We start from the raw sequence: 23,051 nt of genomic DNA, 5'->3' as shown, positions 1-23,051 counted from the left end.
ACCGCATATGGTTCAGATGTGGCGCGGGTGTTGGTGACGGGCATGTCGGGAACAGGCAAGAGCACGCTGCTGGCGGAGCTGGCGCGTCGCGGATTTCGGACAGTCGACACCGATTACGACGGCTGGACGCTGTCTGACGGAGGCTGGGACGCCGTCAGGATGTCGGCGCTGCTGAGCCGGTATCCGGATGTCGTCGTGTCCGGAACTGTGGACAATCAGGTGGACTTCTACGAGAGCTTCGGCCACGTGGTGCTGCTCAGCGTGCCGCTGGAGGTTGCCATCGCGCGGGTGAGCTCTCGTACCAACAACCCGTACGGGCGGACGGAAGCCGAGAGGGCCGAGATCGCGCTGAACATCGAGGAGGTCGAACCGCTGCTGCGTGAGAGCGCCGCCGTGGAACTGGATGGGTGCCTTCCCGTGTCGGAGCTGGCCGACCGCATCGAGGCGCTGGCGCGATAGTAGAGGTGGCTCTTATGCAGGTGCTTCTGCGAGATCTGCCCTCGCGGATGGCATCTCGGTGCTGGTATCGGGTGGGGACAGCGACCACACGGTCAGGTAGGCCAGTCCGAAGAACGCCGCGACTGCCACGGCCACACCGGTGTGGGCCACAAACGCGAACGGAGAGCTGACCCATTCCAGGGTGCTCGCGGCGACGGCACCGGGACGGTGAATCAGGTCCCAGGAGTTCCAGCGCTGGAAGCGGCCGATCACCACTCCTACGGCGCACAGCCCGACCGAGACGACGACGACTATCCACCCGGTGACAATGCCGAAATCACGCTGAATTCGCCGGTGCACCAACCGCAGTGAGACCACACCGAGGATGATCCCGGTCCAGGCCGCGACGCCGTACTGCAGCACATGACGCCAGAATGCGATGCCGTCGATGAGGTGCACCAGATCGGTGACCAGATACGGTGCGTTGGGCAAGAATGCGAGCCACACCAGGCCAATCGGTATCAGCCAGATCTTGTGCCGGACGGCAGAGAATGCCAGTGCCGCGAAGACGGGCAGCCACGCCAGGAACAGATTCCAGATGAGGAACCGCGTGGGGTAGAACAGGGGAGCCGCCGGATCGGTGACACCGAGCAGGAAGGTCAACAGGCTGGTTGCGACCAGAGAGAGAACCAGCACGGCACGTCGGGCTTCGGTCATGCGTCAAGTTTGCCCGAAGATTGACCGAAGGGGTCAGCCTGCGACCGCGCGGATGAATCCGACCGCCGCCTCTTCGAGTTGCTTCAGTCCGGGATCCTCCAGCGGATAGTGCCCGGCCTGTTCTAGCGGCACCACTGTCACCGGGACCTTGGTGATGGGGTCCAACACCGGCCGACTGAATTCGTAAGGGGTCCATCGGTCTTCGTCGGGCTGGGTGAGGATGATGGGACAGACATCGAAATCGGCGGGCTCGATGGCGGGTGCATAGCTCATGTACTCGGCCAGGAACTTCACGCTGACCCAGTTGGCGGCGGACGTGCGGTCCTTCATGAAGATCTTCATCGCTGCCCGGCTGTTCGCCAGTGTGCTCATCTTCGCGGCCAGCCACATCGGGTAGCGCACTCGCCGGGCCGGTGTCTTGGCGGCGAGCCGCAGAAAAGGCACCCCGACGCGTGCGGTGAGCAGGTCGTGGGCGGTGCCGTCGGCCACCTCACGAACTCGCTGATCCAGGAACGTCATGCCGATGATTCCGCGCACCGTGTCACGCGGCGCCTTGGCCGCGACGTGGTAGGCGAGCATTCCGCCGGCGCTCAGCCCGTACAGCACGATGGGTCGCACGTCGCGACGGCGTTCGTATTCCAGATAGTCGACAACCAGGTCCACCCAGTCGCCGTATCCGGGTACCGAACCCGGCGCCACATCGGTGAGCCCATAGCCGAGGTTGTCGATCGCGATGGTCTCGAAGCCTCTGCCTGCCAACGGCGCACCGAGGATCAGGGACATCTGACGGCCGTTGGTGCCGACGCCGTGCAGTAGCACCACCTTCACCGGTGCCGCGGGATTGGGGTACCGGTCCAGATGCACCTGATTGCCGCGCCAGTCCCAGAACTCCTCATGCGGTGCCGTCGACTCGTCCAGGCGCAGCCGCTCGGGAAGGAGCATCTGGAGGTCTTTCCACGCGTGCTGGTCGCGGTAGTAACGAGGCATACGGCAACCTTAGGTGGGGTCTGATCACGGCGGTACCCCGGAATGCAGAAGGCCCCCTGTTCCCGGAGGAACAAGGGGCCTTTGCGTCAGTGAATCAGAAGGCGGCTTCGTCGAGCTCCATGATGTCGTTGTCGACGTTCTCCAGGATGGCCCGGGTCGAGGTCAGCTGCGGCAGCATGTTCTTGGCGAAGAACGAGGCAACCGCGATCTTGCCCTCGTAGAAGGACTTCTCGGCGCCGGTGGCGCCCGCGTCCAGAGCCTCGATGGCCACGGCAGCCTGACGCTGCAGCAGCCAGCCGATCAGCAGGTCGCCGACGCTCATCAGGAAGCGCACGGAGGCCGTTCCGACCTTGTAGACCTGAGTGATCTCCTGCTGGGCGGCCATCAGGTTCGCGGTCATGGTCGCCGCCATGCCCTGCACGTCCTCCAAAGCCGTTGCGAGCAGCGCACGCTCGGCCTTCAGGCGGCCGTTGCCGGTCTCGCTCTTGACGAACTCTTCGATCTGACCGGAGACGAAGGCCAGCGACTTGCCCTGGTCCTTGACAATCTTGCGGAAGAAGAAGTCCTGGGCCTGGATCGCCGTGGTGCCCTCGTAGAGCGAGTCGATCTTGGCGTCACGGATGTACTGCTCGATCGGGTAGTCCTGCAGGAAGCCGGATCCACCGAAGGTCTGGAGGCTCTCGGTGAGCTTCTCGTAGGCACGCTCGGAGCCCACACCCTTGATGATCGGCAGCAGCAGATCGTTGAGCCGTACCGCTTCCTCGGCCTCCACACCGTTGATGGCCTTGGCGGCCACGGCGTCCTGGAAGGTGGTGGCGTAGAGGTACAGCGCACGCAGACCCTCGGCGTAAGCCTTCTGGGTCATCAGCGAGCGACGCACGTCCGGGTGGTGCGTGATGGTGACGCGGGGAGCGGTCTTGTCGGTCAGCTGCGTCATGTCCGCACCCTGTACGCGGGTCTTGGCGTACTCGAGCGCGTTCAGGTAACCGGTCGACAGAGTCGCGATGGCCTTGGTGCCCACCATCATGCGGGCCTGCTCGATCACGTCGAACATCTGGGCGATGCCGTTGTGCACCTCGCCGACCAGCCAGCCCTTGGCGGGAACGCCGTGCTGGCCCAGGCTCAGCTCACAGGTGGCCGAAACCTTCAGGCCCATCTTGTGCTCGACGTTGGTGACGAAGACGCCGTTGCGCTCGCCCGGCTCGCCGGTCTCGAAGTTGGGGATGAACTTCGGCACGAAGAACAGCGACAGACCCTTGGTACCGGGGCCGGCACCTTCGGGGCGGGCCAGCACCAGATGCATGATGTTCTCGAACATGTCATCGGAGTCAGCCGAGGTGATGAAGCGCTTCACACCGTCGATGTGCCAGGAACCGTCCTCCTGCTTGACGGCCTTGGTGCGACCGGCGCCCACGTCCGAACCGGCGTCAGGCTCGGTGAGCACCATGGTGGCGCCCCAGCCGCGCTCGGCGGCGAATTCGGCCCACTTCTTCTGCTCATCGGTGGCGACGTTGTAGAAGATCTGCGCGAAACCGGCGCCGCCGCTGTACATCCAGACTGCGGGGTTGGCGCCGAGGATCATCTCCTGGATGGCCCACATCAGCGAGCGTGGAACCGGGCTGCCGCCGAGTTCTTCGATCAGGCCGAGGCGATCCCAGCCGGCGTCGGTGACTGCCTTGACGGACTTCTTGAAAGCCTCGGGGATGGCCACCGAGTGGGTCTCCGGGTCGAAGACTGGCGGGTTGCGGTCGCCCTCGGCGAACGAATCGGCCAGTGGCCCCTCGGCGAGGGTACGCATTTCGGAAAGGAACGTGCGAGCGGTCTCTTCGTCCAGCTCGGGGTACTCCTCACCACCGAATACCTGCTGAATGTTGAAGAGCTCGAAGAGGTTGAACTCCAGGTCGCGGACGTTCGACTTGTAGTGGCCCATGTGCGTCATTGCCTTTTCTCGTGGGTCTAACTGGGTCTCGTGGGGCTGTTCTGATATTCGGTTGGGTTCTTACTTCTGATTAAGTTACCCACCGGTAACAACTGAACTATACCGCTGAGTAGCGTGTGACAAAAGTCCTGGCCTTGTGGTTGTTGTCACAATTCGATATCGCAGGTCAGAAGGCATTTTTTACGGTTCTGGGGGAGTGATGTCAGACCGGTGGTGTTGGCTTGTGCGTGCCAGCTCACAGCCCCTGAGAGGAACCCCTGTATGCCTGCCATGCCTCCGCCCGTTTCCACCGAGTTGGACGGACTGATCGAGTACATCGCTGCCCAGCAAGATGCCTTTCGGATCGTCGCCTTCGGCCTGACTGACGATCAGGCGCGTCTGACTCCGACGGCAGGCACCTTGTCGGTCGGTGGGCTCATCAAGCACGTCACCAATATGCAGGCGGGCTGGACAGACAAAATTGTCGCCGCGCCGGATCCGGGAGCTGACCGCCACCGAGCCGATGACGAATTCATCTTGCGTGCGGACGAGACGCTCGCCGGTGTGCTGGCGGCGTACTCAGCCCAGTGCGACGCGACACTTGCCGCGATCAAGGACAAGGGGCTGGACACTCCGGTGCCCGTTCCGTCGGCGCCGTGGTTCCCCAAGGACGTCGACGCGTGGAGTGTGCGGTGGGTGGCCCTGCACCTCATCGAGGAGTTGGCCCGGCACGCCGGCCACGCCGACATCATTCGTGAGTCCGTCGATGGCGCAACGATGTACGAGCTGCTGGCGGCCGCCGAGGGCTGGGAACCCACGGATTGGCTCACACCCTGGTCTCCCGAGAACTAGCGGCCGTAACGCAGGATCCTCATGGCGGTCGCGAAGTTCAGGGCGGTCGCGCTCAGAGAGCCTGCCGCGTCGTTTCGGTTCGACGCACCGCTGGCCAGGATGTACACGAGCAGGCCGCGTACCACATTGAATGACACGTGCTGTCGAATGCTGTTCGCCCCGGAGGGAAACATAAAGCACGATTCCGTTGCGGTGAGCTCTTTTTGGCCATTCTGGACCGGAGCCGGCTCATCGAACTCGAACGAGCATCGCCACGTGGTGCTCGCGCCGGGGATCGTGTACGCGACCGCGTCGCACCGCTTCAATGCGTCAGAGGCGCCGTCCGGGGAGAGGGCATCGGATGCCGGGACAACCCGGATCAGGATCTCTCTCTCGGGCTTCTTGCGATCACGCAGATACAACGTCGAGGTCTCACGGCCTTGGGCGCGTAGTGCCCACACGGGATCAATCGTGTTGCAGCCCACTGGGGTTCCACCAACGATGGTGGCCGCACCGGGCGCCACGGCCGGATTGAACTCGCCCGACCTGAATGTGGGCGATGGGTTCTTCTCCCATCCGTCTGGGTAGTCGAACTGGCCGGGCAGCAAGGTGTCCAGGACGGTATTGGGTTGTCCGGCCAGCGATTCGCCCGGCTTAACCACCGCGGCGGTCGCGCCAGACGAGGGAGTGGGTTTACCTCCGCCGCCATGGCGGGGCCAGATCACTACGGCGACCACCGTCGATGCGGCCACTAGGGCGACGGCGCCGACAATCGCCACAATGCGTCTGTGCTTGACCAATGTTCGCGCGGAGTCTGTCGGTGTTGCGATGTTCTGTGCGAGAAGAGGTGTGGGCTGCGGCGTCACGGTGGATACGGGTTGGGTCACGGTCTGCCGGTGCTGATGCGGGTCGGCCAGAATCTGTTGCGCGGCCTGGGCAAACTCCCCGGCACTTTGATATCGATCGGCGGGATTCTTGGCCATCGCCTTGGCGATCAATGCGTCCATTGACTCGGGCACAGAGGCGAACTGGGAGATGCGGGGCGGCGGCGCCGAGAGGTGTGCATTGATAACCGCGGGTAGCGAGCCCCCGGAGCCAAACGGGGGTTGACCCGTGAGCATCCGAAAGAGCGTGCAGCCCAAGGCATACACATCGGCGCGGCCGTCGACGGCGGCGCCGGACAGCACCTCCGGCGCCGCGTACCCGATCGTGGCGGTCACGTTCCCCGCGGAGGTAACCGAGTTGCTGTCGTCGAGCGCGCGAGTGACACCGAAGTCGCCCAACATGATTCGACGATCGCCCTCGGACAGCAGGATGTTGGCCGGCTTCACATCGCGGTGTACCAGACCGCGGGCATGCAGATAGTCAAGCGCCTTGGCCACCTCGCTGATGATGTGAATGGCGCGGGTGAGCGACATGCGTCCATTCCTCGACTCCGAGTGTGCATCGCTGCCCTGGACGTATTGCATGGCAATCCACAGATCGCCCTCCGGCGTTTCGCCTCGGTTGTGCACCGTGACGATGTTGGGGTGATCCAGAGACGCGGCCAGCGAGGCCTCGCGCATGAATCGTGCCCGGAAATCAGGGTCGCGTGAGGCCTGGGCGTTGAGGATCTTCAGAGCCTCGGGACGTTGCAAATTCGGATTTGCGGCCAGATACACGGTGCCCATGCCGCCGCGACCGAGGACGCGCTCGATCTGGTATCCGGATATGACCGTTCCCGGCGGTAGGTCTCCAGGTTGCTGGTTATCTGGACCCGACGGCGGCATCTCCGATGACGTCATTTCCCCTGTGCGTCCCTCTCGCCCGGCCGTGTGGTCATCGTACTTGTGATATTTCCTCATGGCGGTCAAGACGGTGGTCCCTGCGAGGCCGGGCGGGGGACCATGGGGGCATGGTTGAGCTACCCGTCGTAGACCTTTCCGGCGACCCGGATCGGTTGCGTGCGGTGCTGCGTGAGGTCACCCATGAGGTTGGGTTCTTCTATCTCACCGGCCACGGTGTCTCGCAGCGGCTGGTCGACGAGGTGTTGTCGGCCGCCCACAGGCTTTTCGCGCTGCCCGCAGAGGACAAGGATGCCATTGCCATGGTGCGCAGCCCCCATTTTCGTGGGTTTACCCGGCTGGGCGGAGAGCTGACCGGCGGGCTGACCGATTGGCGTGAGCAGATCGATGTCGGGCCGGAACGTCGGGCGACTGCGCACGGAAAGGATCTCGATTACCTGTGGTTGCAGGGGCCCAACCAGTGGCCGAAGGCGGTGCCCGAACTAAGAGCAGCCCTCACGAGCTGGGATGCGGCCCTGGCTGCGGTGGGGCGAAAGCTACTGCGGGAGTGGGCCATTGCCCTTGGATCTGCAGGTGGGGTGTTCGACGAGGCTTTTGGCTCTGAACCTGCGACCCTGATCAAGGTCATCCGGTACCCGGCCCGCGGCACTACCGACCAGGGAGTTGGTGCACATCGCGATTCCGGTGTGCTCACCTTGCTGCTGGCCGAACCGGACGCCGGCGGGCTGCAGGTCGAGGTGGACGGCACCTGGGTGGAGGCACCGGGGCGTGCGGGCGCATTCATCGTGAACATCGGTGAGCTGCTCGAGCGGGCGAGCGGCGGATATCTGCGTGCGACGCGCCATCGCGTCACGCTGACGGGCAGGCCGCGGATTTCGATCGCCTACTTCTTCAATCCGAGGCTTGACGCGCGTATCCCGACGCTGGATCTCCCGCCGGAACTTCGGGCGCGGACTCGAGGTGCGGCGGCGGACCCGGATGATCCGATCCATGCGACCTACGGCGAGAACGCCTGGAAAAGCCGGCTGCGGGCGCATCCCGATGTGGCGGCCGCGCACGGGCATCTGCGCTAGCGATCTTCGGATTCCCCTCCGCGAACCTTTTGTGCTCGAAATACTCGGATTGTGGCAAACTATTGCCAGATACCGAGGAGGAGGAGCTATGCGGACGGTTTGTTCGGTAGTCGCAGGGGTTGGTGTGGCGGCGGTGCTGGTTTCGGTGTTCGCCTCACCTGTTGCTTCGGCGATGCCGGGGGAGGGCCCGGTTGCGGTTCAGTGTCAGGTCTATGCCAACAACAATTTCGGTCCACCTGGGTTTGGCCCGGGAAGCATGCCGGGTATGGGTTTCGGTATGAAGCAGTGGGCTGGCTCTGTGATCGGTCACGGAAGTAACGAGCCTGAAGCCCGGCAGGATGCGGAGCGCCAGATGTGGGGCCCGTACGGTATGGCGCCTGAGCTCCGTGACTGTGTGCCTGCCGCGTAACGAGCGAAGCAATGATCGCAGGATCAAAGGCCGCATAGGCAACCTTTTATTAGTGGGCTAGATACTGCGGGCCTTGAACTGAGGTTCGGTCTTGTCGATGCCGGCCTTGCGTGCGATGGCGAAGTTGGGTCCGCGCATGAGCCGCAGTTGCAGGCGTCGCTCCAGGCCAAACGCGCGGCGCGGGACCATGGACCATGCCTTGTCGAACAGGGTCTTGGTGGCTGCCACTGAATCGGGGGAGCGCGACAGAATCTGGTCGATGAGTTCGGCGGCGTCGGCCTCGGGGTCGGCGCTCACCTGGGTCACCAGTCCGATTTCCTTGGCGTAGAAACCGTCGAACATCTCACCGGTCATGGTGAGCCGTTTGGCGGTGTCGATTCCGACCAATTGACTCAGCGTGACGCTTCCGGACATATCGGGGATCAGGCCCCACTTGGCTTCCAGGATCGAGAACTCGGCATCGGGTGTGGTGAACCGGAAGTCGGCGGCCAGGGCCAACTGAAGCCCGCCGCCGTAGCAACGGCCGTGGATGACGGCGATCACCGGGATGCGCAACCGGCGCCAGGCCCAGCACGCCTCCTGAAAACCATTGGTACCCAGCCAAGGGAGCGGAATGAAGTTCGCGACGACGCGCGCGGGGTCCTTCCCGGCGGCCGCGAAATCCAGCCCACTAGAAAAGGCGTCCCCCTCACCGGACAACACCACCACACGGATCGAGGTATCTGAGGCAATATGGCGGGCGGCGGCAGTCAGCCCGTTGAGCATGTCGAGGGTGAGTCCGTTGAGCTTCTCGGGCCGGGACAAGGTGACGCGGGCTACCTCGCCGTCGACGCGTAGGGTCACATGTGACGTCATGAAGCAAGACTAGAGGTGACATCCAGTTATGACGAGCGATACCACTTTGGACGCGGCGACGCTGCGCGAGGCATTCGGGCATTTCCCGACCGGCGTGGTTGCCATAGCCGCCGAGATCGGTGGAACGCGAACCGGATTGGCCGCCAGCACGTTTGTGCCGGTGTCCCTGGATCCGCCGCTCGTGGCGTTCTGCGTTCAGAACTCTTCGACGACGTGGCCCAACCTGCGGGTGGCCCCACGTCTGGGTATCAGTGTGCTGGGTGAGGCGCATGACGATGCGGCCCGCACCCTTGCCGCCAAGACCGGCGATCGGTTCGCGGGCCTGGACACCTCGACCACCGAGAGCGGTGCCGTGTTCATCGGCGGCACCACGGCCTGGATCGAGACCTCCATCCAGTCCGAGGTGCCCGCCGGTGACCACGCGATCGTCATCCTCAACATCCACGGATTGACCGTGCACTCCGCGGTGGCTCCGATCGTGTTCCACCGCAGTAAGTTCCGGAAGCTGATTGGCTAGACGGGCGCCGGGTAGGGGCTGCTCCGGTTGGCTTGGGCCCAGTCACGTTCGGCCTCGGAATTCATCGGCGGCGGCACCAGTCCGTTGATCATCCAAAGCTCCTCGCTGGTCTCGTCGATGTGGAACTCCCAGTGCAGGTCCGCCCGGTCCAGATGCGGTGCCAGGACGCGGCCGAGGTGCTGGGTGATGCGCTCGCGGCCGGCCTTGTCGGGCAGGGTTCGCGCGATGTGATCCACGACGATCCGTACGGCGTTCGTGGTTGGTTCCCCGCCGACGTAGAAGTCCGACGGTGAGATCTGTTTGAACACCGTGACCACATAGAACCGCGGAAGCCCCACGGTGACGTAGACCTCCGTGATGCTCGCGGCCAGATCGGCCTTTTCCTTGTCGGAAAACATGTTTGGCGTGTGATAGATGGTCCAGAGGGGCATGTCGATCTTCTCCTGGTGGATGCGAAGTCAGTGGCTGGGACGGTAGGCGAGGTTCTCGACGGGGCCCGATAGTTGGGACTTGACCTGTGCGGTGAGCTCGTCGGTCAACACCTCGTTATCGCCCTTCTCCAGTGCATCGATGATGCGTGCAGCGATCACGCCGGGCGGTGTCTTCGGAACATCCAGGGCGGACACCATGTCGGTGTCGATGAATCCCGCGTGTACGCCCAGTACGTGCGTGTGCTGCGGTTCCAGTTCCAGGCGCAGGGTGTTGGTCACCGACCAGATGGCTGCCTTTGACGCACCGTAGGCGCCGGCTCCGCCGAGCCAGGAGAGCACCGAGTGGATGTTGACGATCGCTCCACCGCCGTTGGCCTTGAGGATTGGCGCGAACGCCCGGATAACCCGTAGCGGGCCGAATACGTTGGTCTGGAACGTCGCATCCACCCGGTCGAGGTCGCCGGTGAGTAGCGAATCAGGATGCAGCACACCGGCGTTGTTGACCACGATCTCGACGTCGGTGAGTTCACGGGCCAGCGCTTGCACCGATGACTCGGAGGCCACCTCGAGCTGTTGGGGAATCACCTGTGCGCGCGGGTCCTCGAACGGTTGGCGGGCGGTGCTGTAGACCTTGCGCGCTCCGCGGTTCAGTACCTCGTCGACGATGGCTGCGCCCAGCCCGCGGCGCCCTCCGGTGACCAGTACAACCTTGTTCTCGACCATCCCTATCTCCTAACTAACGATTCCGTTAGTTAGGAAGCTAGCGGGACTAGCTGAATAACGCAAGCGTTAGTTACAATGGCCTGGTGACCATGGAGTTCGAGCGGCTGCTGCAGGACCGCTCCCACTGGAATACCGATGCGTGTTCGATCGGGAAGGCCCTGGACTTGCTGGGCACCAAGACCGCATTCCTGATCGTCCGCGAATGCTTTTACGGCTCAACCCGGTTCGACGAGTTTTCCGAGCGCATCGGGGTATCCGCCCCGGCGGTATCGCGTGCACTCAAGCAGTTGGAGGCGGCGGGCGTCATCGAGAAGGTGCCCTATCGCGAACCCGGTCAGCGGGAGCGGGACGGGTACGTGCTGACCCGGATGGGCCAGGACCTGCTTCCGGTGCTGCTGTCCCTGCTCAAGTGGGGGGACGAGTACCTGCAAGATGGGCGTAAGCCGCTGGAATTGATCGACAAGAAAACCGGGCGGGAAATCGATGTTCAGGTGACATCTCGCCCGGGCCAGCAGCTGAGTGCCGAAGGCATCGAGGTCAGGTGGGCGGGGCGTTAGACCGCTAGGGCAGGTGTCCTTCGAGTGCGTCCAGGTGCCCGCTCCAGAAGTGCCGGTATGGGTCGATCCACTGGTCGATCTGGACCAGGCCGTCGGCGCGCAGCGCGTAGATCCGGCGTTGTGCATCCGGTCGGGCGTCGACCAGGCCGGCCTCGCGTAGCACGCGAAGATGCCGTGAGACGGTGGGCTGTGTCAGGCCGGGCAGTGTCGCGACAAGTTCTCCAGCGGTCCATTCCCCGCCTGCCAGCGCATCGAGCAGAATCCGGCGGCTGGGCTCTGCGACCGCTTCGAAAACGTCCATACTTGGAGTATTACATCTTATCTATATAGACACAATGCTATATAAAGGGTCGTCACCATCGCACCCCGGCCGCTGATACGGCCTAGGGGCGTTTGGCGAGTTCCTCTTGGTACCCGCGGATGCGATCACGGAGTTCGCGTGCGTCATCGGCGCGATCTTCGCGATCGGCGAGATCGGCGCGCAACGAAAGCTCCTTGATGGCCGTGCGGATATCCGCGACGCTCACAATGTCACCCATATTCCGATGCTGCCCGTCTTGCCCGAATTGGGCATTGGCAACCAACCACAAAGTCCCGCGCGACTACTTGGAGTTCAGCGGCGCCCGATGATCGCGCGGAGCTTACCGATCTGCCACTTGGCCACCGGACGCACGAGTGGTGCGGCCAGGCGCAACGGGAGCCAGCCCACCCATTTAGGGGTGCCGCCCACATGCCAGGTGAGTCGGGTGCCGCCGGTGCCGTTATCTGCCACCTCGAAGATCTCCGCGGCCGAATCCAGAACCAGCGGAACAGAACATGCGGTGATGGTGACACCCAGTATGCGGTTGGGTTCTTTGACGACGATCTGTTCGGCCAACACCCCGAAGGTGTTGACGAATGCGCGCTTGGTGCCCACCTCGCGCAATGCCGTGCCGGCGTAGTCCACACCCTTGGAGAACGGAACCCAGCTCATGAACCGCTCGTCGAGCAGGGCCTTGAACACGCGATCGGGAGGATAGAAGAAGTCGCGCTGGACGGAGACCGCGAAGGAGGCGTCGGAAGCCAGATACTCGTGCAGCTGATCGGCGGCCACGGGGGTGAGGTTGAACCGAGCGGCTGAGATGCCCCCCGCGGCAAGGATAGCCAGCAGTATCAAGCCCGCGACAGCACCTGCGGCCGCCAGGCAGACAACGGTGATGACGATGACGAGCCAGGTTTCCATGCGCTTCTCCTGTGCAAACCTGACTAACGGCGGAACAGCTTGTTACCCAGCCAGACAATCGGGTCGTACTTGCGATCGGCGATCCGCTCCTTCATCGGGATCAGCGCGTTATCGGTGATATGGATGCCCTCAGGACATACCTCGGTGCAGCACTTGGTGATGTTGCAGTAGCCCAAGCCCAGTTCCTCCTGCGCCACCTCGCGCCGGTCGGCGACATCGAGTGGATGCATCTCCAGCTCGGCCACCCGCATCAGATAGCGCGGTCCGGCGAAAGCCTTCTTGTTCTCCTCATGGTCGCGTACCGCATGGCAGGTGTTTTGGCAGAGGAAACATTCGATGCACTTGCGGAACTCCTGTGACCGCTCTACGTCTTCCTGCTGCATCCGGTATTCGCCGGGCTTCAGGCCCTTCGGTGGGGTGAATGATTGGACTTCTCTGGCCTTTTGGTAGTTGAACGACACGTCGGTAACCAGGTCGCGAATCACCGGGAAGGCGCGCAGTGGCGTCACGGTGATGGTCTCGGACTCGTCGAATGTCGACATCCGGGTCATGCACATGAGCCGCGGACGGCCGTTGATCTCCGCCGAGCACGAGCCACACTTGCCGGCCTTGCAGTTCCATCGGACCGCCAGGTCCGAGGCCTGAGTGGCCTGGATTCGGTGGATGATGTCGAGCACGACCTCGCCCTCGCTCACCGGAACGGTGTAGTCGATGAGCTCACCGCCGTCGTCATCGCCTCGCCAGACCTGGAGGTGCGCGTCATAGCTCACGTCAGGACTTCCTTCCTGGGTGCTCTGCCAGTTCTTCGGGCGTGAAGTACTTCTCCAGCTCGCCGATCTCGAACAGTTCCAAAAGATCTGGGCGCAAGGGGAGCTGCGGCTCGGGCGTGACGAGTACATCGGGTACCGCCGGATCTCCGCCGGTGGTGCTGCACACCAGTAGGGTCTTGCGCCAGGTGGCATCCATGTCCGGATGGTCATCGCGGGTGTGCCCGCCTCGGCTCTCGGTGCGCAGCAGCGCCGCCTTGGCCACGCACTCACTGACCAGCAGCATATTGCGCATGTCGATGGCCAGGTGCCAGCCCGGATTGAACTGCCGGTGCCCTTCCACGGCAACGTGTTTGAAGCGCTCCTTGAGCTCGTTCAGCTTGACCAGGGCCTGTTCGACTTCCTCTTCCTTGCGGATGATGCCGACCAGGTCGTTCATGGCCTGCTGCAAGTCGGTGTGCAGTGTGTACGGATTTTCGGCACCCTCGGCAGCGGGGTCTCCGAAGGGTGCCAAAGCGAGTACGGCGGCCTTGTCGACGTCGGCCTCGGAGATCTGCGGACGAGACGTGAGGCCCTTGACGTACTCGGCGGCACCCAGGCCGGCGCGCCGCCCGAACACGAGCAGGTCGGAAAGGGAGTTGCCGCCCAACCGGTTTGACCCGTGCATGCCGCCGGAGCATTCACCGGCCGCGAAGAGACCGGGCACCGTCGCGGCTCCACTGTCGGGATCGACCTCGATACCGCCCATCACGTAGTGACAGGTCGGACCGACTTCCATGTCGTCCTTGGTGATGTCGACCTCGGCGAGTTCCTTGAACTGGTGGTACATCGACGGCAGCCGCCTCTTGATCTCCTCGGTGGGGATGCGTGAAGCGATGTCCAGGTACACGCCGCCGTGCGGGGTGCCGCGACCGGCCTTGACTTCGGAGTTGATGGCCCGGGCGACCTCGTCACGGGGCAGCAGGTCGGGGGTGCGCCGTGCCGAGTCGTTGTCCTTGAGCCATTGGTCGGCTTCTTCCTCGGTCTCGGCGTATTGACCCTTGAACACCGCGGGGATGTAGTCGAACATGAATCGCTTACCCTCGGAGTTCTTGAGCACTCCGCCGTCGCCGCGCACACCTTCGGTGACCAGGATGCCCTTGACCGAGGGTGGCCAGACCATGCCGGTCGGATGGAACTGGATGAACTCCATGTTGATCAGCGTGCCGCCGGCGCGCAGCGCCAGGGCGTGCCCGTCACCGGTGTACTCCCAGGAGTTCGACGACACCTTGAACGACTTGCCAATGCCGCCCGTGGCCAAAACCACTGCGGGAGCCTCGAAGAGGATGAACCGGCCCGATTCGCGCCAGTATCCGAACCCACCGGCGATCCGGTCCCCGTCCAGGAGCAGATCCGTGATGGTGCACTCGGCGAAGATCTTGATACGTGCCTCGTAATCACCGGTTTCGGCAAAGTCTTCCTGCTGTAGCGAGACGATTTTCTGCTGCATGGTGCGGATGATCTCCAGGCCGGTGCGATCACCCACGTGCGCCAGCCGCGGATAGGTGTGGCCGCCGAAGTTGCGCTGGCTGATCCGGCCATCCTTGGTGCGATCGAACAACGCGCCATAGGTTTCCAGTTCCCAGACCCGGTCCGGGGCCTCCTTGGCGTGCAACTCGGCCATCCGCCAGTTATTCAGGAACTTGCCGCCGCGCATGGTGTCACCGAAGTGCACCTGCCAGCTGTCCTTGTCGTTGGCGTTACCCATTGAGGCGGCGCAACCGCCTTCGGCCATCACGGTGTGTGCCTTGCCGAACAGGGATTTACAGACAACCGCGACCTTAAAGCCCTGTTCACGTGCCTCGATGACGGCGCGCAGTCCGGCGCCACCGGCACCGATCACGACTACGTCGTATTGGTGCCGTTCGAGTTCAGCCATTAATTAACCCCAGTTTGTTTGCGAGTATGAATATGAATTTAATTGCTAACCAACGAATCTCAGGTCGGAAATGGTGCCGCTGGCGACCAGCATGACGTACAGGTCGGTGAGGATCAGTGTGCCCAGCGTGATCCAGGCGAACAGCATGTGCCTGGTGTTGAGCTTGCTGACCTGTGTCCAGATCCAATACCGGACAGGGTGTTTGGAGAAGTGCTTGAGCCGCCCGCCGGTGACGTGCCGGCAGGAGTGGCAGGACAGCGTGTACACCCACAGCAGAACCACGTTGGTCACCAAGATCACGTTGCCCAGGCCGAATCCGAAGCCGCCGGTCTTTTCCGAATGGAAGGCGACGATGGCGTCGTAGGTGTTGACGATCGAGATGATCGCCGCGGCGTAAAAGAAGTACCGGTGAATGTTCTGCATGATCAGTGGCAGCTTGGTCTCGCCGGAGTACTTCGCGTGCGGCTCGGCCACCGCGCAGGCGGTCGGCGACTGCCAGACCGAGCGGTAGTAGGCCTTGCGGTAGTAATAGCAGGTCAGCCGGAAGGCGAGCAGAAACGGCAGCGAGATGAAGGCCATGGGAATGAACCACGGCAGATCACCGACCCAATGCCCGAAATGGCTGGCCCCGGGGGCGCAGGCAGTGCTGACGCATGGTGAATAGAACGGCGTCAGATAGTGATACTGCGGCACCCAGTACGCGCTGCCCCAGAAAGCGCGCACAGTGGCATAGATGACGAATGTCGCCAGCCCGAGGTTGGTGAGTAATGGTGCGAGCCACCACTTGTCAGTGCGTAGCGTGCGCTGCTGAATCTGGGCACGCGAAGGCGAGAAGACCCCGGTGGCTTGGCTCATCTGTAGCCACCAACTCCTTCGTCGTCGATATCGCCCCAGAACTCCCGGTCGTATTCGGTGTCGGGGATTTGGATCTTCTCGTTGCTCGCGAGCCGGTGCTCATGAGGCGAGAGGTCCAGATCGGCGGCGTCGATATCCAGCCGCTCTACGTCGTTGACGATGCGGCGCACGGCCGGCAGGTCGCCATAACGAGACTGCAGAGAGTGGACACAGCGGCGCAGGCTGCCAAGTGCTTGGTTGAGCTCGGTGAGCTCCGTCTTCGTCGACATCGGACTCCTTGGGCTGAAGGTGTCGTGGATCACAGGCTACGACAACCATCTTGCCAGGACAGCCGAACGGAAAGTGACACAAGTCACTGATGTCGTCAGTTAATTCAAGATCACCGAGCGGTTTCGGCGATTGCTGTGCCGAGCTGCTCGGTGGTGTCGCTACCTCCGAGATCGGGCGTACGAACGCGACCCTCCTCCAGTACCTGGTCGACGGCGAGACGAATCTTGTTGGCCGCGTCAGGCTCGTTCAGATGGTCGAGAAGCATGGCGCCGGCCAGTATTTGTGCGATGGGGTTGGCGATGCCCTGGCCGGCTATGTCGGGTGCCGAACCGTGCACCGATTCGAACATGGAGATGGCGGTCCGTTCTGGGTTGATGTTTCCGGATGCCGCCAGTCCCAGGCCTCCGGTAACCGCCGCCGCCAAGTCGGAGAGGATGTCGCCGAAGAGGTTGGAGGCAACGATGACGTCCAGGCTGCCGGGATCGCTGATCATCCGGGCGGCAAGAGCGTCGACATGCATCGACACGGACGGAACCTGTGGATACTCGGCCGCCGCCATGTTGAAGATGCTGTCCCAGTAAGGCATTGAATGGATGATGCCGTTGGATTTCGTGGCCGAGCAGACGCGGAATCCGGCAGACGCGGCCAGCTCGAATGCGTACCGGATGATGCGTTCGCACCCGATGCGTGTGAAAACCGATTCCTGTAGGGCGAATTCGTTTTGGTTGCCGCGGTTGTGAATGCCGCCGATCGGCGAGTATTCACCTTCGGTGTTCTCGCGCACGATGACCATAGAGAGTGCGTCGGCAGATACTCCGGCCAGGGGCGAGGCGATACCGGGCAGCAGGCGTACGGGTCGCAGGTTCACGTACTGGTTGAAGGCGCGCCGCAGCGGGATGAGCAGTCCCCATAGCGAGACGTCATCGGGTACGCCCGGATACCCCACGGCGCCAAGCAGAATCGCGTCGAATCCGGCCAGCGTCGCGGGTGCGTCGGCGGGCATCATGGCGCCGGTGTTGGCGTATCTCTGGCAGGAGTAGTCGAATTCGGTCCATTCGATGCGGCCGCCGGTGGCGGCGTCCATCACCTTGACGGCCTCCCTGGTCACGTCGACGCCGATCCCGTCACCCGGAATGGTCGCCACGTTCATCCGGGCGTTCATACGGCCGCGCCGATGTACTTGGTCTCCAGGAACTCCTCGATTCCCGCGAAGCCCCCTTCACGGCCGATCCCGGATTGTTTGACGCCGCCGAAGGGAGCGGCGGGGGTGGACACCACGGGCCGGTTCAGGCCCACCATGCCGGTCTCCAATTGCTCGGAAACCCGCCATCCGCGCCGGGCATCATTGGTGTATAGGTATGCCACCAAACCGAATTCGGAGTCATTGGCACGGGCTATCACTTCCTCCTCGGTGTCGAAGCTCGCTATGGCGGCCACCGGGGCAAAGATTTCGGTTCGCATCATGTCGCTGTCATCGGGCACGTCGGTCAGCAGGGAAGGAGGGTAGAAGTATCCGGCACCGTCAGGTATCTCGCCACCCAATTGCACTGTGGCACCACGCTTCCGAGCGTCCGTGACCAGCCGGTCGGCCTTGGCCACGGCGTCTGGGTCGATCAGTGGGCCGACATCGACACCGGGTTGGGTACCGCGTCCCATATGCAGTGCGCCGAGCTTTGCGGTGAGCGCCTCGGTGAACGCTCCGGCGACACTGCGCTGCACGTAGATCCTGTTGGCAGCGGTACAGGCTTGGCCGATGTTGCGCATCTTGGCGATCAGTGCGCCGGCGGCGGCCTCTTCGGGATCGGCGTCGTCGAACACGATGAACGGTGCGTTTCCGCCCAACTCCATCGAGGTGCGTTTGACGGTAGGTGCGCACTGCGTGAGCAGGTAGCGGCCCACTTCGGTGGATCCGGTGAAGGAGAGCTTGCGCACTCGGGGGTCGGCAAGCAGGGGTGCCATGGTCGGTCCGGGGTCGGCGGTGGTGATCACCGATACCACCCCGTCGGGAACTCCGGCTTCGCGCAGGATGCCGAGTAGGGCGAGCATCGACAGTGGCGTCTGTTCGGCCGGTTTGACCAGACAGGTGCAGCCCGCGGCCAATGCGGGGCCGATCTTTCGGGTGCCCATGGCCAGCGGGAAGTTCCACGGCGTGATCAGCAGGCAGGGGCCCACCGGGCGGTGGGTCACGATCAACCGTGATCCGCCGTCGGGTGCCAGCATCACGCCTCCGTCCTGGCGTACCGCTTCGCCGGCAAACCAACGGAAGAACTCTGCCGCGTAGGTGACCTCGCCGCGTGACTCGGTGAGGGGCTTGCCCATCTCCAGGGTCATGAGCAGGGCCAGGTCTTCGGTGCTCTCGATCATCAGCGTGTAGGCACGCATCAGTATGTCGGCGCGCTGCTGCGGCGAGGTCGAGGCCCAGGAGCGTTGGACGGCAACCGCATTACTCAACGCGGTGAGTGCGGCGCGGCCGTCCATGTTGGCGACATCGGCCAGCACCTCTTCGGTCGCGGGGTCCACGACGGGGAAGGTAGGACCGTGGCGGAGCTGCTGGGAGAGCGCGGCGGCGACCACCGCGCTTTCGGTGGACAGGGGGGTAGACACTGCGCCTGGATGCATGCCACCATGCTAGGGAGATTGTCAACAATCGACAATAGTTCTGAGTATGTCAGTGGAAGGGATGCCGTGACTGCGTTATCGCCCGTGCTCAAGCAGGCCACCTCGGTGGTGGCGGTGCGAGGCCAGGGTTGCTATCTGTATGACGAAAGTGACCGTGAATACCTGGATTTCACTGCGGGTATCGGTGTCGTGAGTACGGGTCACTGCCATCCTCGTGTGGTCGAGGCCGCGCAACGGCAGGTGGCCACGCTCATTCACGGGCAGTACACCACGGTGATGCATCGACCATTGCAGAACCTGGTGCGCCGTCTTGGTGATGTGTTGCCTGCGGATCTGGATTCGTTGTTCTTCGCCAACTCCGGTAGTGAGGCCATCGAGGCCTCCGTGCGGTTGGCGCGGCAGGCCACCGGCCGCCCGAACATCGTTGTGTTCCAAGGTGGATTTCACGGACGTACCCTGGCCGCGGCCACCATGACCACCTCGGGGCCACGATTCTCATCGGGAATCGGCCCCTTGATGGCCGGCGTGTACACGGCTCCTTTCCCGACGGCGTATCGGTATGGCTGGAGCGAGACCGAGGCCACCCGGTTCGCGCTGCAAGAGCTGGACTACCTGCTCGCCACCGCGACGGCACCCAATCAGGTGGCAGCGCTGGTCATCGAACCGGTGTTGGGAGAGGGCGGTTACATCCCCGCCAACACCGAGTTCCTCAACGGCGTCGCCGAACGCGCTCACCAGCACGGCATCCTGCTGGTGGTTGACGAGGTGCAGACCGGATTCGGCCGCACCGGAGAGTATTTCGGCCACCAGCACTTTGGCGTGACGCCAGACATCCTGGTGATGGCCAAGGGAATCGCCAGCGGATTCCCCATCTCAGGTATCGCGGCCTCTGCCGAGCTGATGGGGCGTGCCTGGCCCGGTTCACAGGGCGGCACCTATGGCGCCAATGCCGTTGCCTGTGCGGCTGCGCTTGCGACCCTCGACGTGATCGACGAGGAACGGCTCGTCGAGAACGCTCGGGCGCGGGGCCGGGAGCTTCTCGACGGTGCGCGAAAGATCGCTGCCGAGAGAGGGATTGATGGCGATGTGCGTGGCCTGGGGTTGATGGTAGGTGTGGAGTTCAGTGCGGACGGCCGACCTGCGGCCCAGCTCGCCGCCCGGGCCCAGGCATTAGCGGCCGAGAAGGGGCTGCTCCTGCTGATGTGCGGTCCACATATGAATGTGGTGCGGATGATTCCACCATTGGTAGTGACGGCCGATCAGATATCCGATGCCCTGGGCATCTGGAGCACCGTGTTGGCGGAGCTGTGATGGATCGCTACATATCCATCACGCTGACCAAACGGGGCGTCACCTGCCGCGCCCGGCTGCTCGACGCTGAGGCACCGAGAACTTGTGAAACGGTGTGGAACTCACTACCGGTCGTGGGGCAGGCATACCACGCAAAATATGCGCGCAACGAGGTGTACACCCTGTTGCCGCCATTGCTGCCGGCGCCCGGCCGGGAGAACCCAACCATTACCCCGATCCCCGGGGATGTGTGCTTCTTCGGGTTCGAGCCATGGGAGATCGGTAACCCTGCCTACGGATACGAGCCGGGGTCGGAAGCGCATTCGGCGCAGGGCGCCACCGATCTGGCGATCTTCTATGGCCGGAACAATCTGCTGATCAACGGGGATGCCGGATGGGTGCCCGGGAATGTCTTCGCGACCATCGAAGAGGGTCTGGCCGACATCGCGGCCGCCTGCCAGGATCTGTGGCTCACCGGCGTTCAGGGCGAGCAGTTGGCTTTCGCGCGGGCCTAGTCAGGGACTAACCCGCCAGCACCCGCTCGGCGAAATGGCCGACCGCTAGCACCAGGTCGTCGCTGTGGCGCGGGCCGATGATCTGCATGCCGACCGGCAGCCCCGTCGAGGTTCTGCCTACCGGAATTGACAGGGCTGGCTGCTGAGTCATGTTGAACGGGTATGTGAATGGCGTCCACTGTGCCCACCAGCGCATCCCTGAGTTCGGCGGGACGTCGGCACCCAACGGGAACGCGGGGATCGGCACGGTCGGGGTAATGAGCACGTTGTGGATCTCGTGGAATGCACCCATGATGGCGCCCAGTTGTACACAGGCGTTCCGTGCTCCCAGATATTCGGTGGCGGAGGCGCCGAGGCCGATGTCCCACATCTGGGCAAGCCCCGGATCTATTCCGTCGCGTACCTCGCTGAGACTGCCATAGTTGTTGAGGCTAGCGGCCGCCCCTGCAGCCCATAGGATTTCGAAGGCATCGATGGGATCGGAGAATCCCGGATCTGCGTGGGTCACGGGCAGCCCGGCCTCGTCAAGGGCGTTCACCGCGTTTTCGACCAGCTCGGCGACCTCGGAATCGACGTCGACGTAGCCGAGCGTGGGTGAGTAGGCGATATCCAGGCCGGTCATATCCCGGTAGACCTGCGAGCGGTAGGTGGTGAGGGTGGGCGGCTGCGAGGTGGGATCGCGATGGTCCGGCAGGCTGATGATGTCCATCAGCAGCGCAGCGTCTTCCACCGTGCGAGTTATCGGGCCACCGTGTGCCAGCGGCCCGAAGGGGCTGATCGGGTACATCGGGACCCGGCCGTGCGTGGGTTTGAAACCGACTACGCCGCAGAAGCTGGCGGGTATCCGGATGCTGCCTCCACCGTCGGTGCCGATGGACATCGGGCCCATGCCGGCGGCCACCGCAGCCGCGCTGCCGCCGGAAGACCCGCCTGCCGTGCGGCGCGGGTCGGCCGGGTTATGGGTGATTCCGCGCTGACGGCTATCGGTAACCCCCTTCCAAGCCAGCTCGGGCGTGGTGGTCTTGCCGACCATGACCATGCCGTCGGCCCGGATGCGATGTACAGCGGGGCTATCTGCCTCCCACGGGCCGGCCGGATCGACCAGGCCCGAGCCCCGCAGAGTCGGCCAGTTCTGGGTCAGGAAGACGTCCTTGATGGAGATCGGGACCCCGTCGAGTAGTCCGCGGGTGTAGTGGCCGTGCCATCGCTCCTCGGATTGTGTGGCTGCTGCCAGGGCGGCTTCCTCGTCGACGAGGCAGTAAGCATTGATGGCGCTGTCGGTTTGGGCGATTTTGGACAACACCGCGGCTGTCGCCTCCACCGGAGACAGTTCACCTGAGGTGTACGCGGCCACCAGCTCCAGCGCGGTCATCTCGGTGGGATCGGTGGGTTCATGCATTGCGGCGCATCCTGTCCTTGTCGACGATATTCAGAAGTTCCTCGCCTCGCAGATAGCGGTCGAAGTTGGCGACAAACTGGTCCTGAAGACGGTCGGTCCATCCGTGTACATCGCCACTGTTATGCGGGGTGATGTACGTATTCGGCGTGCGCCACAAAGGATGTCCCACCGGCAGCGGCTCGGGATCGGTGACATCCAATGCGGCCCCGGCAATGGCTCCCTGATTCAGCGCGGATACCAGATCCCACGTGCCCACCAGTTCGCCGCGGCCCACATTGATCAGCCGGGCTGTCGTTGGCATCGCCGAGAGCACGCGCGCGTTGACAATCCCGTGCGTGCGCGCGGTAAGCGGAGCAGCGAGCACCAGATACTCGACATCGGCGACATGGGAAGACAACTCGGCGGATTCGGTTCTGCCGAGAACGGTGACTCGCATGCCCACCGCGTCCAGTAGGGCGGCGATGGCCTGGCCGATCGGTCCGGTACCGAGTACCGCTACGGGCACACCTTCGATGGATTCTGATTCGAAATGGCGCCAGCTCAGCGCGGCCTGGGCGCGTGTGGAACGGCGAATATCCTTGGCGAAGGCCAGGATCTGCGCCAGCACGTACTCGGCGATGGGGCGCTCGAACAGACCGCGAGAGTTGGTGAGTACCACGTCGCTCTCGACGAGTTCATCGAACAGCACCGGATCGGCACCCGTGGCCGCGATCTGTACCCAGCGCAATGAATCTGCGGCGGACCATGTTTCGCGCAGCGCCGAGGAACGAAAGTCGTAGACGAAGAGGATCTCGGCTCCGGGCAGCACCGTGGCGAGTTGGTCCGATTCCACCAGTCGTACCTCGGCGGACGCGGCCACGGGGTCGAGTCGGTCCGGTACCGAACTAGGTGAGTGCTGCACGGCCACCACTGGTCTTCGCGCAAGCTGCTCATCCGCGACAATCGGGCGCGCGCTC

The 23,051-nt window shown here is 63.5% G+C and carries 26 protein-coding genes; 8 read left to right on the top strand and 18 right to left on the bottom strand.

The window, feature by feature from the left end:
* Window positions 1-18: 18 nt before the first annotated feature.
* Window positions 19-459 (top strand): shikimate kinase, encoded by a 441-nt coding sequence (locus BB28_RS22275; RefSeq protein ID WP_046255092.1) that lies wholly within the window; start codon window positions 19-21, stop codon window positions 457-459.
* 12 nt (window positions 460-471) lie between these two features.
* Here the strand turns inward: BB28_RS22275 and BB28_RS22270 are convergent, their stop codons facing one another.
* From BB28_RS22270 to BB28_RS22260, 3 genes are all read right to left on the bottom strand, one after another.
* On the bottom strand, window positions 472-1,155 hold the full coding sequence (locus tag BB28_RS22270) for a DUF1361 domain-containing protein (RefSeq protein ID WP_046255091.1): 684 nt from the start codon (window positions 1,153-1,155) through the stop codon (window positions 472-474).
* 33 nt (window positions 1,156-1,188) lie between these two features.
* Window positions 1,189-2,142 (bottom strand): alpha/beta hydrolase, encoded by a 954-nt coding sequence (locus BB28_RS22265; protein ID WP_046255090.1) that lies wholly within the window; start codon window positions 2,140-2,142, stop codon window positions 1,189-1,191.
* A 94-nt stretch (window positions 2,143-2,236) separates the two neighbouring features.
* The gene (locus tag BB28_RS22260; RefSeq protein ID WP_046255089.1) at window positions 2,237-4,072 is read right to left on the bottom strand and encodes an acyl-CoA dehydrogenase; all 1,836 of its coding nucleotides are present in this window, start codon (window positions 4,070-4,072) and stop codon (window positions 2,237-2,239) included.
* Window positions 4,073-4,342: 270 nt separating this feature from the next.
* On the opposite strand from BB28_RS22260, the gene BB28_RS22255 reads away from it, so the two are divergent.
* Window positions 4,343-4,912 carry a DinB family protein gene (locus BB28_RS22255; protein WP_046255088.1) on the top strand — a complete coding sequence of 190 codons (570 nt, stop codon included), beginning with the start codon at window positions 4,343-4,345 and terminating at the stop codon, window positions 4,910-4,912.
* Here the strand turns inward: BB28_RS22255 and BB28_RS22250 are convergent.
* Complete coding sequence (locus tag BB28_RS22250) at window positions 4,909-6,675, bottom strand: serine/threonine-protein kinase (protein ID WP_046255087.1); 1,767 nt, start codon at window positions 6,673-6,675, stop codon at window positions 4,909-4,911. The genes BB28_RS22255 and BB28_RS22250 overlap by 4 nt on opposite strands.
* Window positions 6,676-6,785: 110 nt before the next feature.
* Between BB28_RS22250 and BB28_RS22245 the strand changes: the two genes are divergently transcribed.
* Both BB28_RS22245 and BB28_RS22240 read left to right on the top strand, forming a co-directional pair.
* Window positions 6,786-7,748: an isopenicillin N synthase family dioxygenase gene (locus BB28_RS22245; protein WP_046255086.1), complete on the top strand. Its 963-nt coding sequence runs from the start codon at window positions 6,786-6,788 to the stop codon at window positions 7,746-7,748.
* Between the two features lie 88 nt (window positions 7,749-7,836).
* Window positions 7,837-8,157, top strand: coding sequence for a hypothetical protein (locus tag BB28_RS22240; protein ID WP_046255085.1), 321 nt, complete (start codon window positions 7,837-7,839; stop codon window positions 8,155-8,157).
* A gap of 57 nt (window positions 8,158-8,214) precedes the next feature.
* Here the strand turns inward: BB28_RS22240 and BB28_RS22235 are convergent, their stop codons facing one another.
* Window positions 8,215-9,012 (bottom strand): crotonase/enoyl-CoA hydratase family protein, encoded by a 798-nt coding sequence (locus tag BB28_RS22235; protein WP_046255084.1) that lies wholly within the window; start codon window positions 9,010-9,012, stop codon window positions 8,215-8,217.
* Between the two features lie 28 nt (window positions 9,013-9,040).
* On the opposite strand from BB28_RS22235, the gene BB28_RS22230 reads away from it, so the two are divergent.
* The gene (locus tag BB28_RS22230; protein ID WP_030097287.1) at window positions 9,041-9,529 is read left to right on the top strand and encodes a flavin reductase family protein; all 489 of its coding nucleotides are present in this window, start codon (window positions 9,041-9,043) and stop codon (window positions 9,527-9,529) included.
* Here BB28_RS22230 and BB28_RS22225 read toward each other — a convergent pair.
* Together BB28_RS22225 and BB28_RS22220 are read right to left on the bottom strand one after the other, a co-directional pair.
* On the bottom strand, window positions 9,526-9,960 hold the full coding sequence (locus BB28_RS22225; RefSeq protein WP_046255083.1) for a tautomerase family protein: 435 nt from the start codon (window positions 9,958-9,960) through the stop codon (window positions 9,526-9,528). The genes BB28_RS22230 and BB28_RS22225 overlap by 4 nt on opposite strands.
* 27 nt (window positions 9,961-9,987) lie before the next feature.
* Entirely contained in the window at window positions 9,988-10,683 is a 696-nt protein-coding gene (locus BB28_RS22220; protein WP_046255082.1) for an SDR family oxidoreductase, read from the bottom strand.
* 89 nt (window positions 10,684-10,772) lie between these two features.
* Between BB28_RS22220 and BB28_RS22215 the strand changes: the two genes are divergently transcribed.
* Window positions 10,773-11,240 carry a winged helix-turn-helix transcriptional regulator gene (locus tag BB28_RS22215; protein ID WP_046256084.1) on the top strand — a complete coding sequence of 156 codons (468 nt, stop codon included), beginning with the start codon at window positions 10,773-10,775 and terminating at the stop codon, window positions 11,238-11,240.
* A gap of 4 nt (window positions 11,241-11,244) precedes the next feature.
* Here BB28_RS22215 and BB28_RS22210 read toward each other — a convergent pair whose 3' ends face one another.
* From BB28_RS22210 to BB28_RS22175, 9 genes are all read right to left on the bottom strand, one after another.
* Window positions 11,245-11,541 carry an ArsR/SmtB family transcription factor gene (locus BB28_RS22210; RefSeq protein WP_030097283.1) on the bottom strand — a complete coding sequence of 99 codons (297 nt, stop codon included), beginning with the start codon at window positions 11,539-11,541 and terminating at the stop codon, window positions 11,245-11,247.
* Between the two features lie 82 nt (window positions 11,542-11,623).
* The gene (locus BB28_RS25395; RefSeq protein WP_046255081.1) at window positions 11,624-11,779 is read right to left on the bottom strand and encodes a hypothetical protein; all 156 of its coding nucleotides are present in this window, start codon (window positions 11,777-11,779) and stop codon (window positions 11,624-11,626) included.
* Window positions 11,780-11,853: 74 nt separating this feature from the next.
* Window positions 11,854-12,462, bottom strand: coding sequence for an SRPBCC family protein (locus BB28_RS22205; protein ID WP_046255080.1), 609 nt, complete (start codon window positions 12,460-12,462; stop codon window positions 11,854-11,856).
* A gap of 23 nt (window positions 12,463-12,485) precedes the next feature.
* The gene (locus BB28_RS22200; RefSeq protein ID WP_030097281.1) at window positions 12,486-13,232 is read right to left on the bottom strand and encodes a succinate dehydrogenase/fumarate reductase iron-sulfur subunit; all 747 of its coding nucleotides are present in this window, start codon (window positions 13,230-13,232) and stop codon (window positions 12,486-12,488) included.
* 1 nt (window position 13,233) lies between these two features.
* On the bottom strand, window positions 13,234-15,147 hold the full coding sequence (locus BB28_RS22195; RefSeq protein WP_046255079.1) for a fumarate reductase/succinate dehydrogenase flavoprotein subunit: 1,914 nt from the start codon (window positions 15,145-15,147) through the stop codon (window positions 13,234-13,236).
* A 45-nt stretch (window positions 15,148-15,192) separates the two neighbouring features.
* The gene (locus BB28_RS22190; RefSeq protein ID WP_046255078.1) at window positions 15,193-16,002 is read right to left on the bottom strand and encodes a hypothetical protein; all 810 of its coding nucleotides are present in this window, start codon (window positions 16,000-16,002) and stop codon (window positions 15,193-15,195) included.
* The gene (locus tag BB28_RS22185; RefSeq protein WP_030097278.1) at window positions 15,999-16,271 is read right to left on the bottom strand and encodes a hypothetical protein; all 273 of its coding nucleotides are present in this window, start codon (window positions 16,269-16,271) and stop codon (window positions 15,999-16,001) included. The genes BB28_RS22190 and BB28_RS22185 overlap by 4 nt, the downstream gene beginning before the upstream one ends.
* 110 nt (window positions 16,272-16,381) lie before the next feature.
* Window positions 16,382-17,422, bottom strand: a complete 1,041-nt coding sequence (locus BB28_RS22180) for an isocitrate/isopropylmalate dehydrogenase family protein (protein WP_419894507.1) — start codon at window positions 17,420-17,422, stop codon at window positions 16,382-16,384.
* A gap of 8 nt (window positions 17,423-17,430) precedes the next feature.
* Complete coding sequence (locus tag BB28_RS22175) at window positions 17,431-18,846, bottom strand: NAD-dependent succinate-semialdehyde dehydrogenase (protein WP_046256083.1); 1,416 nt, start codon at window positions 18,844-18,846, stop codon at window positions 17,431-17,433.
* 51 nt (window positions 18,847-18,897) lie between these two features.
* On the opposite strand from BB28_RS22175, the gene BB28_RS22170 reads away from it, so the two are divergent.
* Together BB28_RS22170 and BB28_RS22165 are read left to right on the top strand one after the other, a co-directional pair.
* The gene (locus BB28_RS22170; RefSeq protein ID WP_419894532.1) at window positions 18,898-20,202 is read left to right on the top strand and encodes an aspartate aminotransferase family protein; all 1,305 of its coding nucleotides are present in this window, start codon (window positions 18,898-18,900) and stop codon (window positions 20,200-20,202) included.
* Entirely contained in the window at window positions 20,202-20,696 is a 495-nt protein-coding gene (locus BB28_RS22165; protein WP_030097274.1) for a DUF3830 family protein, read from the top strand. The genes BB28_RS22170 and BB28_RS22165 overlap by 1 nt, the downstream gene beginning before the upstream one ends.
* A 7-nt stretch (window positions 20,697-20,703) precedes the next feature.
* Here the strand turns inward: BB28_RS22165 and BB28_RS22160 are convergent, their stop codons facing one another.
* Both BB28_RS22160 and BB28_RS22155 read right to left on the bottom strand, forming a co-directional pair.
* Window positions 20,704-22,095: an amidase gene (locus BB28_RS22160; RefSeq protein WP_046255075.1), complete on the bottom strand. Its 1,392-nt coding sequence runs from the start codon at window positions 22,093-22,095 to the stop codon at window positions 20,704-20,706.
* Window positions 22,088-23,005: a D-2-hydroxyacid dehydrogenase gene (locus tag BB28_RS22155; protein WP_046255074.1), complete on the bottom strand. Its 918-nt coding sequence runs from the start codon at window positions 23,003-23,005 to the stop codon at window positions 22,088-22,090. The genes BB28_RS22160 and BB28_RS22155 overlap by 8 nt, the downstream gene beginning before the upstream one ends.
* Between the last annotated feature and the right edge of the window lie 46 nt (window positions 23,006-23,051).

It is taken from the genome of Mycobacteroides chelonae CCUG 47445 (genome assembly GCF_001632805.1).
Lineage (GTDB): Bacteria > Actinomycetota > Actinomycetes > Mycobacteriales > Mycobacteriaceae > Mycobacterium > Mycobacterium chelonae.
The sequence above is the reverse complement of the archived record's forward strand: the minus strand, read 5'-3'. Positions and strand labels throughout refer to the sequence as shown.

Bases quoted from the DNA above. Each gene is read 5' to 3' on its own strand.
- BB28_RS22270 (WP_046255091.1), bottom strand. From the start codon at position 1,155: ATGACCGAAGCCCGACGTGCCGTGCTGGTTCTCTCTCTGGTCGCAACC.
- BB28_RS22265 (WP_046255090.1), bottom strand. From the start codon at position 2,142: ATGCCTCGTTACTACCGCGACCAGCACGCGTGGAAAGACCTCCAGATG.
- BB28_RS22260 (WP_046255089.1), bottom strand. From the start codon at position 4,072: ATGGGCCACTACAAGTCGAACGTCCGCGACCTGGAGTTCAACCTCTTC.
- BB28_RS22255 (WP_046255088.1), top strand. From the start codon at position 4,343: ATGCCTGCCATGCCTCCGCCCGTTTCCACCGAGTTGGACGGACTGATC.
- BB28_RS22250 (WP_046255087.1), bottom strand. From the start codon at position 6,675: ATGACGTCATCGGAGATGCCGCCGTCGGGTCCAGATAACCAGCAACCT.
- BB28_RS22245 (WP_046255086.1), top strand. From the start codon at position 6,786: ATGGTTGAGCTACCCGTCGTAGACCTTTCCGGCGACCCGGATCGGTTG.
- BB28_RS22240 (WP_046255085.1), top strand. From the start codon at position 7,837: ATGCGGACGGTTTGTTCGGTAGTCGCAGGGGTTGGTGTGGCGGCGGTG.
- BB28_RS22235 (WP_046255084.1), bottom strand. From the start codon at position 9,012: ATGACGTCACATGTGACCCTACGCGTCGACGGCGAGGTAGCCCGCGTC.
- BB28_RS22230 (WP_030097287.1), top strand. From the start codon at position 9,041: ATGACGAGCGATACCACTTTGGACGCGGCGACGCTGCGCGAGGCATTC.
- BB28_RS22225 (WP_046255083.1), bottom strand. From the start codon at position 9,960: ATGCCCCTCTGGACCATCTATCACACGCCAAACATGTTTTCCGACAAG.
- BB28_RS22220 (WP_046255082.1), bottom strand. From the start codon at position 10,683: ATGGTCGAGAACAAGGTTGTACTGGTCACCGGAGGGCGCCGCGGGCTG.
- BB28_RS22215 (WP_046256084.1), top strand. From the start codon at position 10,773: ATGGAGTTCGAGCGGCTGCTGCAGGACCGCTCCCACTGGAATACCGAT.
- BB28_RS22210 (WP_030097283.1), bottom strand. From the start codon at position 11,541: ATGGACGTTTTCGAAGCGGTCGCAGAGCCCAGCCGCCGGATTCTGCTC.
- BB28_RS25395 (WP_046255081.1), bottom strand. From the start codon at position 11,779: ATGGGTGACATTGTGAGCGTCGCGGATATCCGCACGGCCATCAAGGAG.
- BB28_RS22205 (WP_046255080.1), bottom strand. From the start codon at position 12,462: ATGGAAACCTGGCTCGTCATCGTCATCACCGTTGTCTGCCTGGCGGCC.
- BB28_RS22195 (WP_046255079.1), bottom strand. From the start codon at position 15,147: ATGGCTGAACTCGAACGGCACCAATACGACGTAGTCGTGATCGGTGCC.
- BB28_RS22190 (WP_046255078.1), bottom strand. From the start codon at position 16,002: ATGAGCCAAGCCACCGGGGTCTTCTCGCCTTCGCGTGCCCAGATTCAG.
- BB28_RS22185 (WP_030097278.1), bottom strand. From the start codon at position 16,271: ATGTCGACGAAGACGGAGCTCACCGAGCTCAACCAAGCACTTGGCAGC.
- BB28_RS22180 (WP_419894507.1), bottom strand. From the start codon at position 17,422: ATGAACGTGGCGACCATTCCGGGTGACGGGATCGGCGTCGACGTGACC.
- BB28_RS22170 (WP_419894532.1), top strand. From the start codon at position 18,898: ATGCTAGGGAGATTGTCAACAATCGACAATAGTTCTGAGTATGTCAGT.
- BB28_RS22165 (WP_030097274.1), top strand. From the start codon at position 20,202: ATGGATCGCTACATATCCATCACGCTGACCAAACGGGGCGTCACCTGC.
- BB28_RS22160 (WP_046255075.1), bottom strand. From the start codon at position 22,095: ATGCATGAACCCACCGATCCCACCGAGATGACCGCGCTGGAGCTGGTG.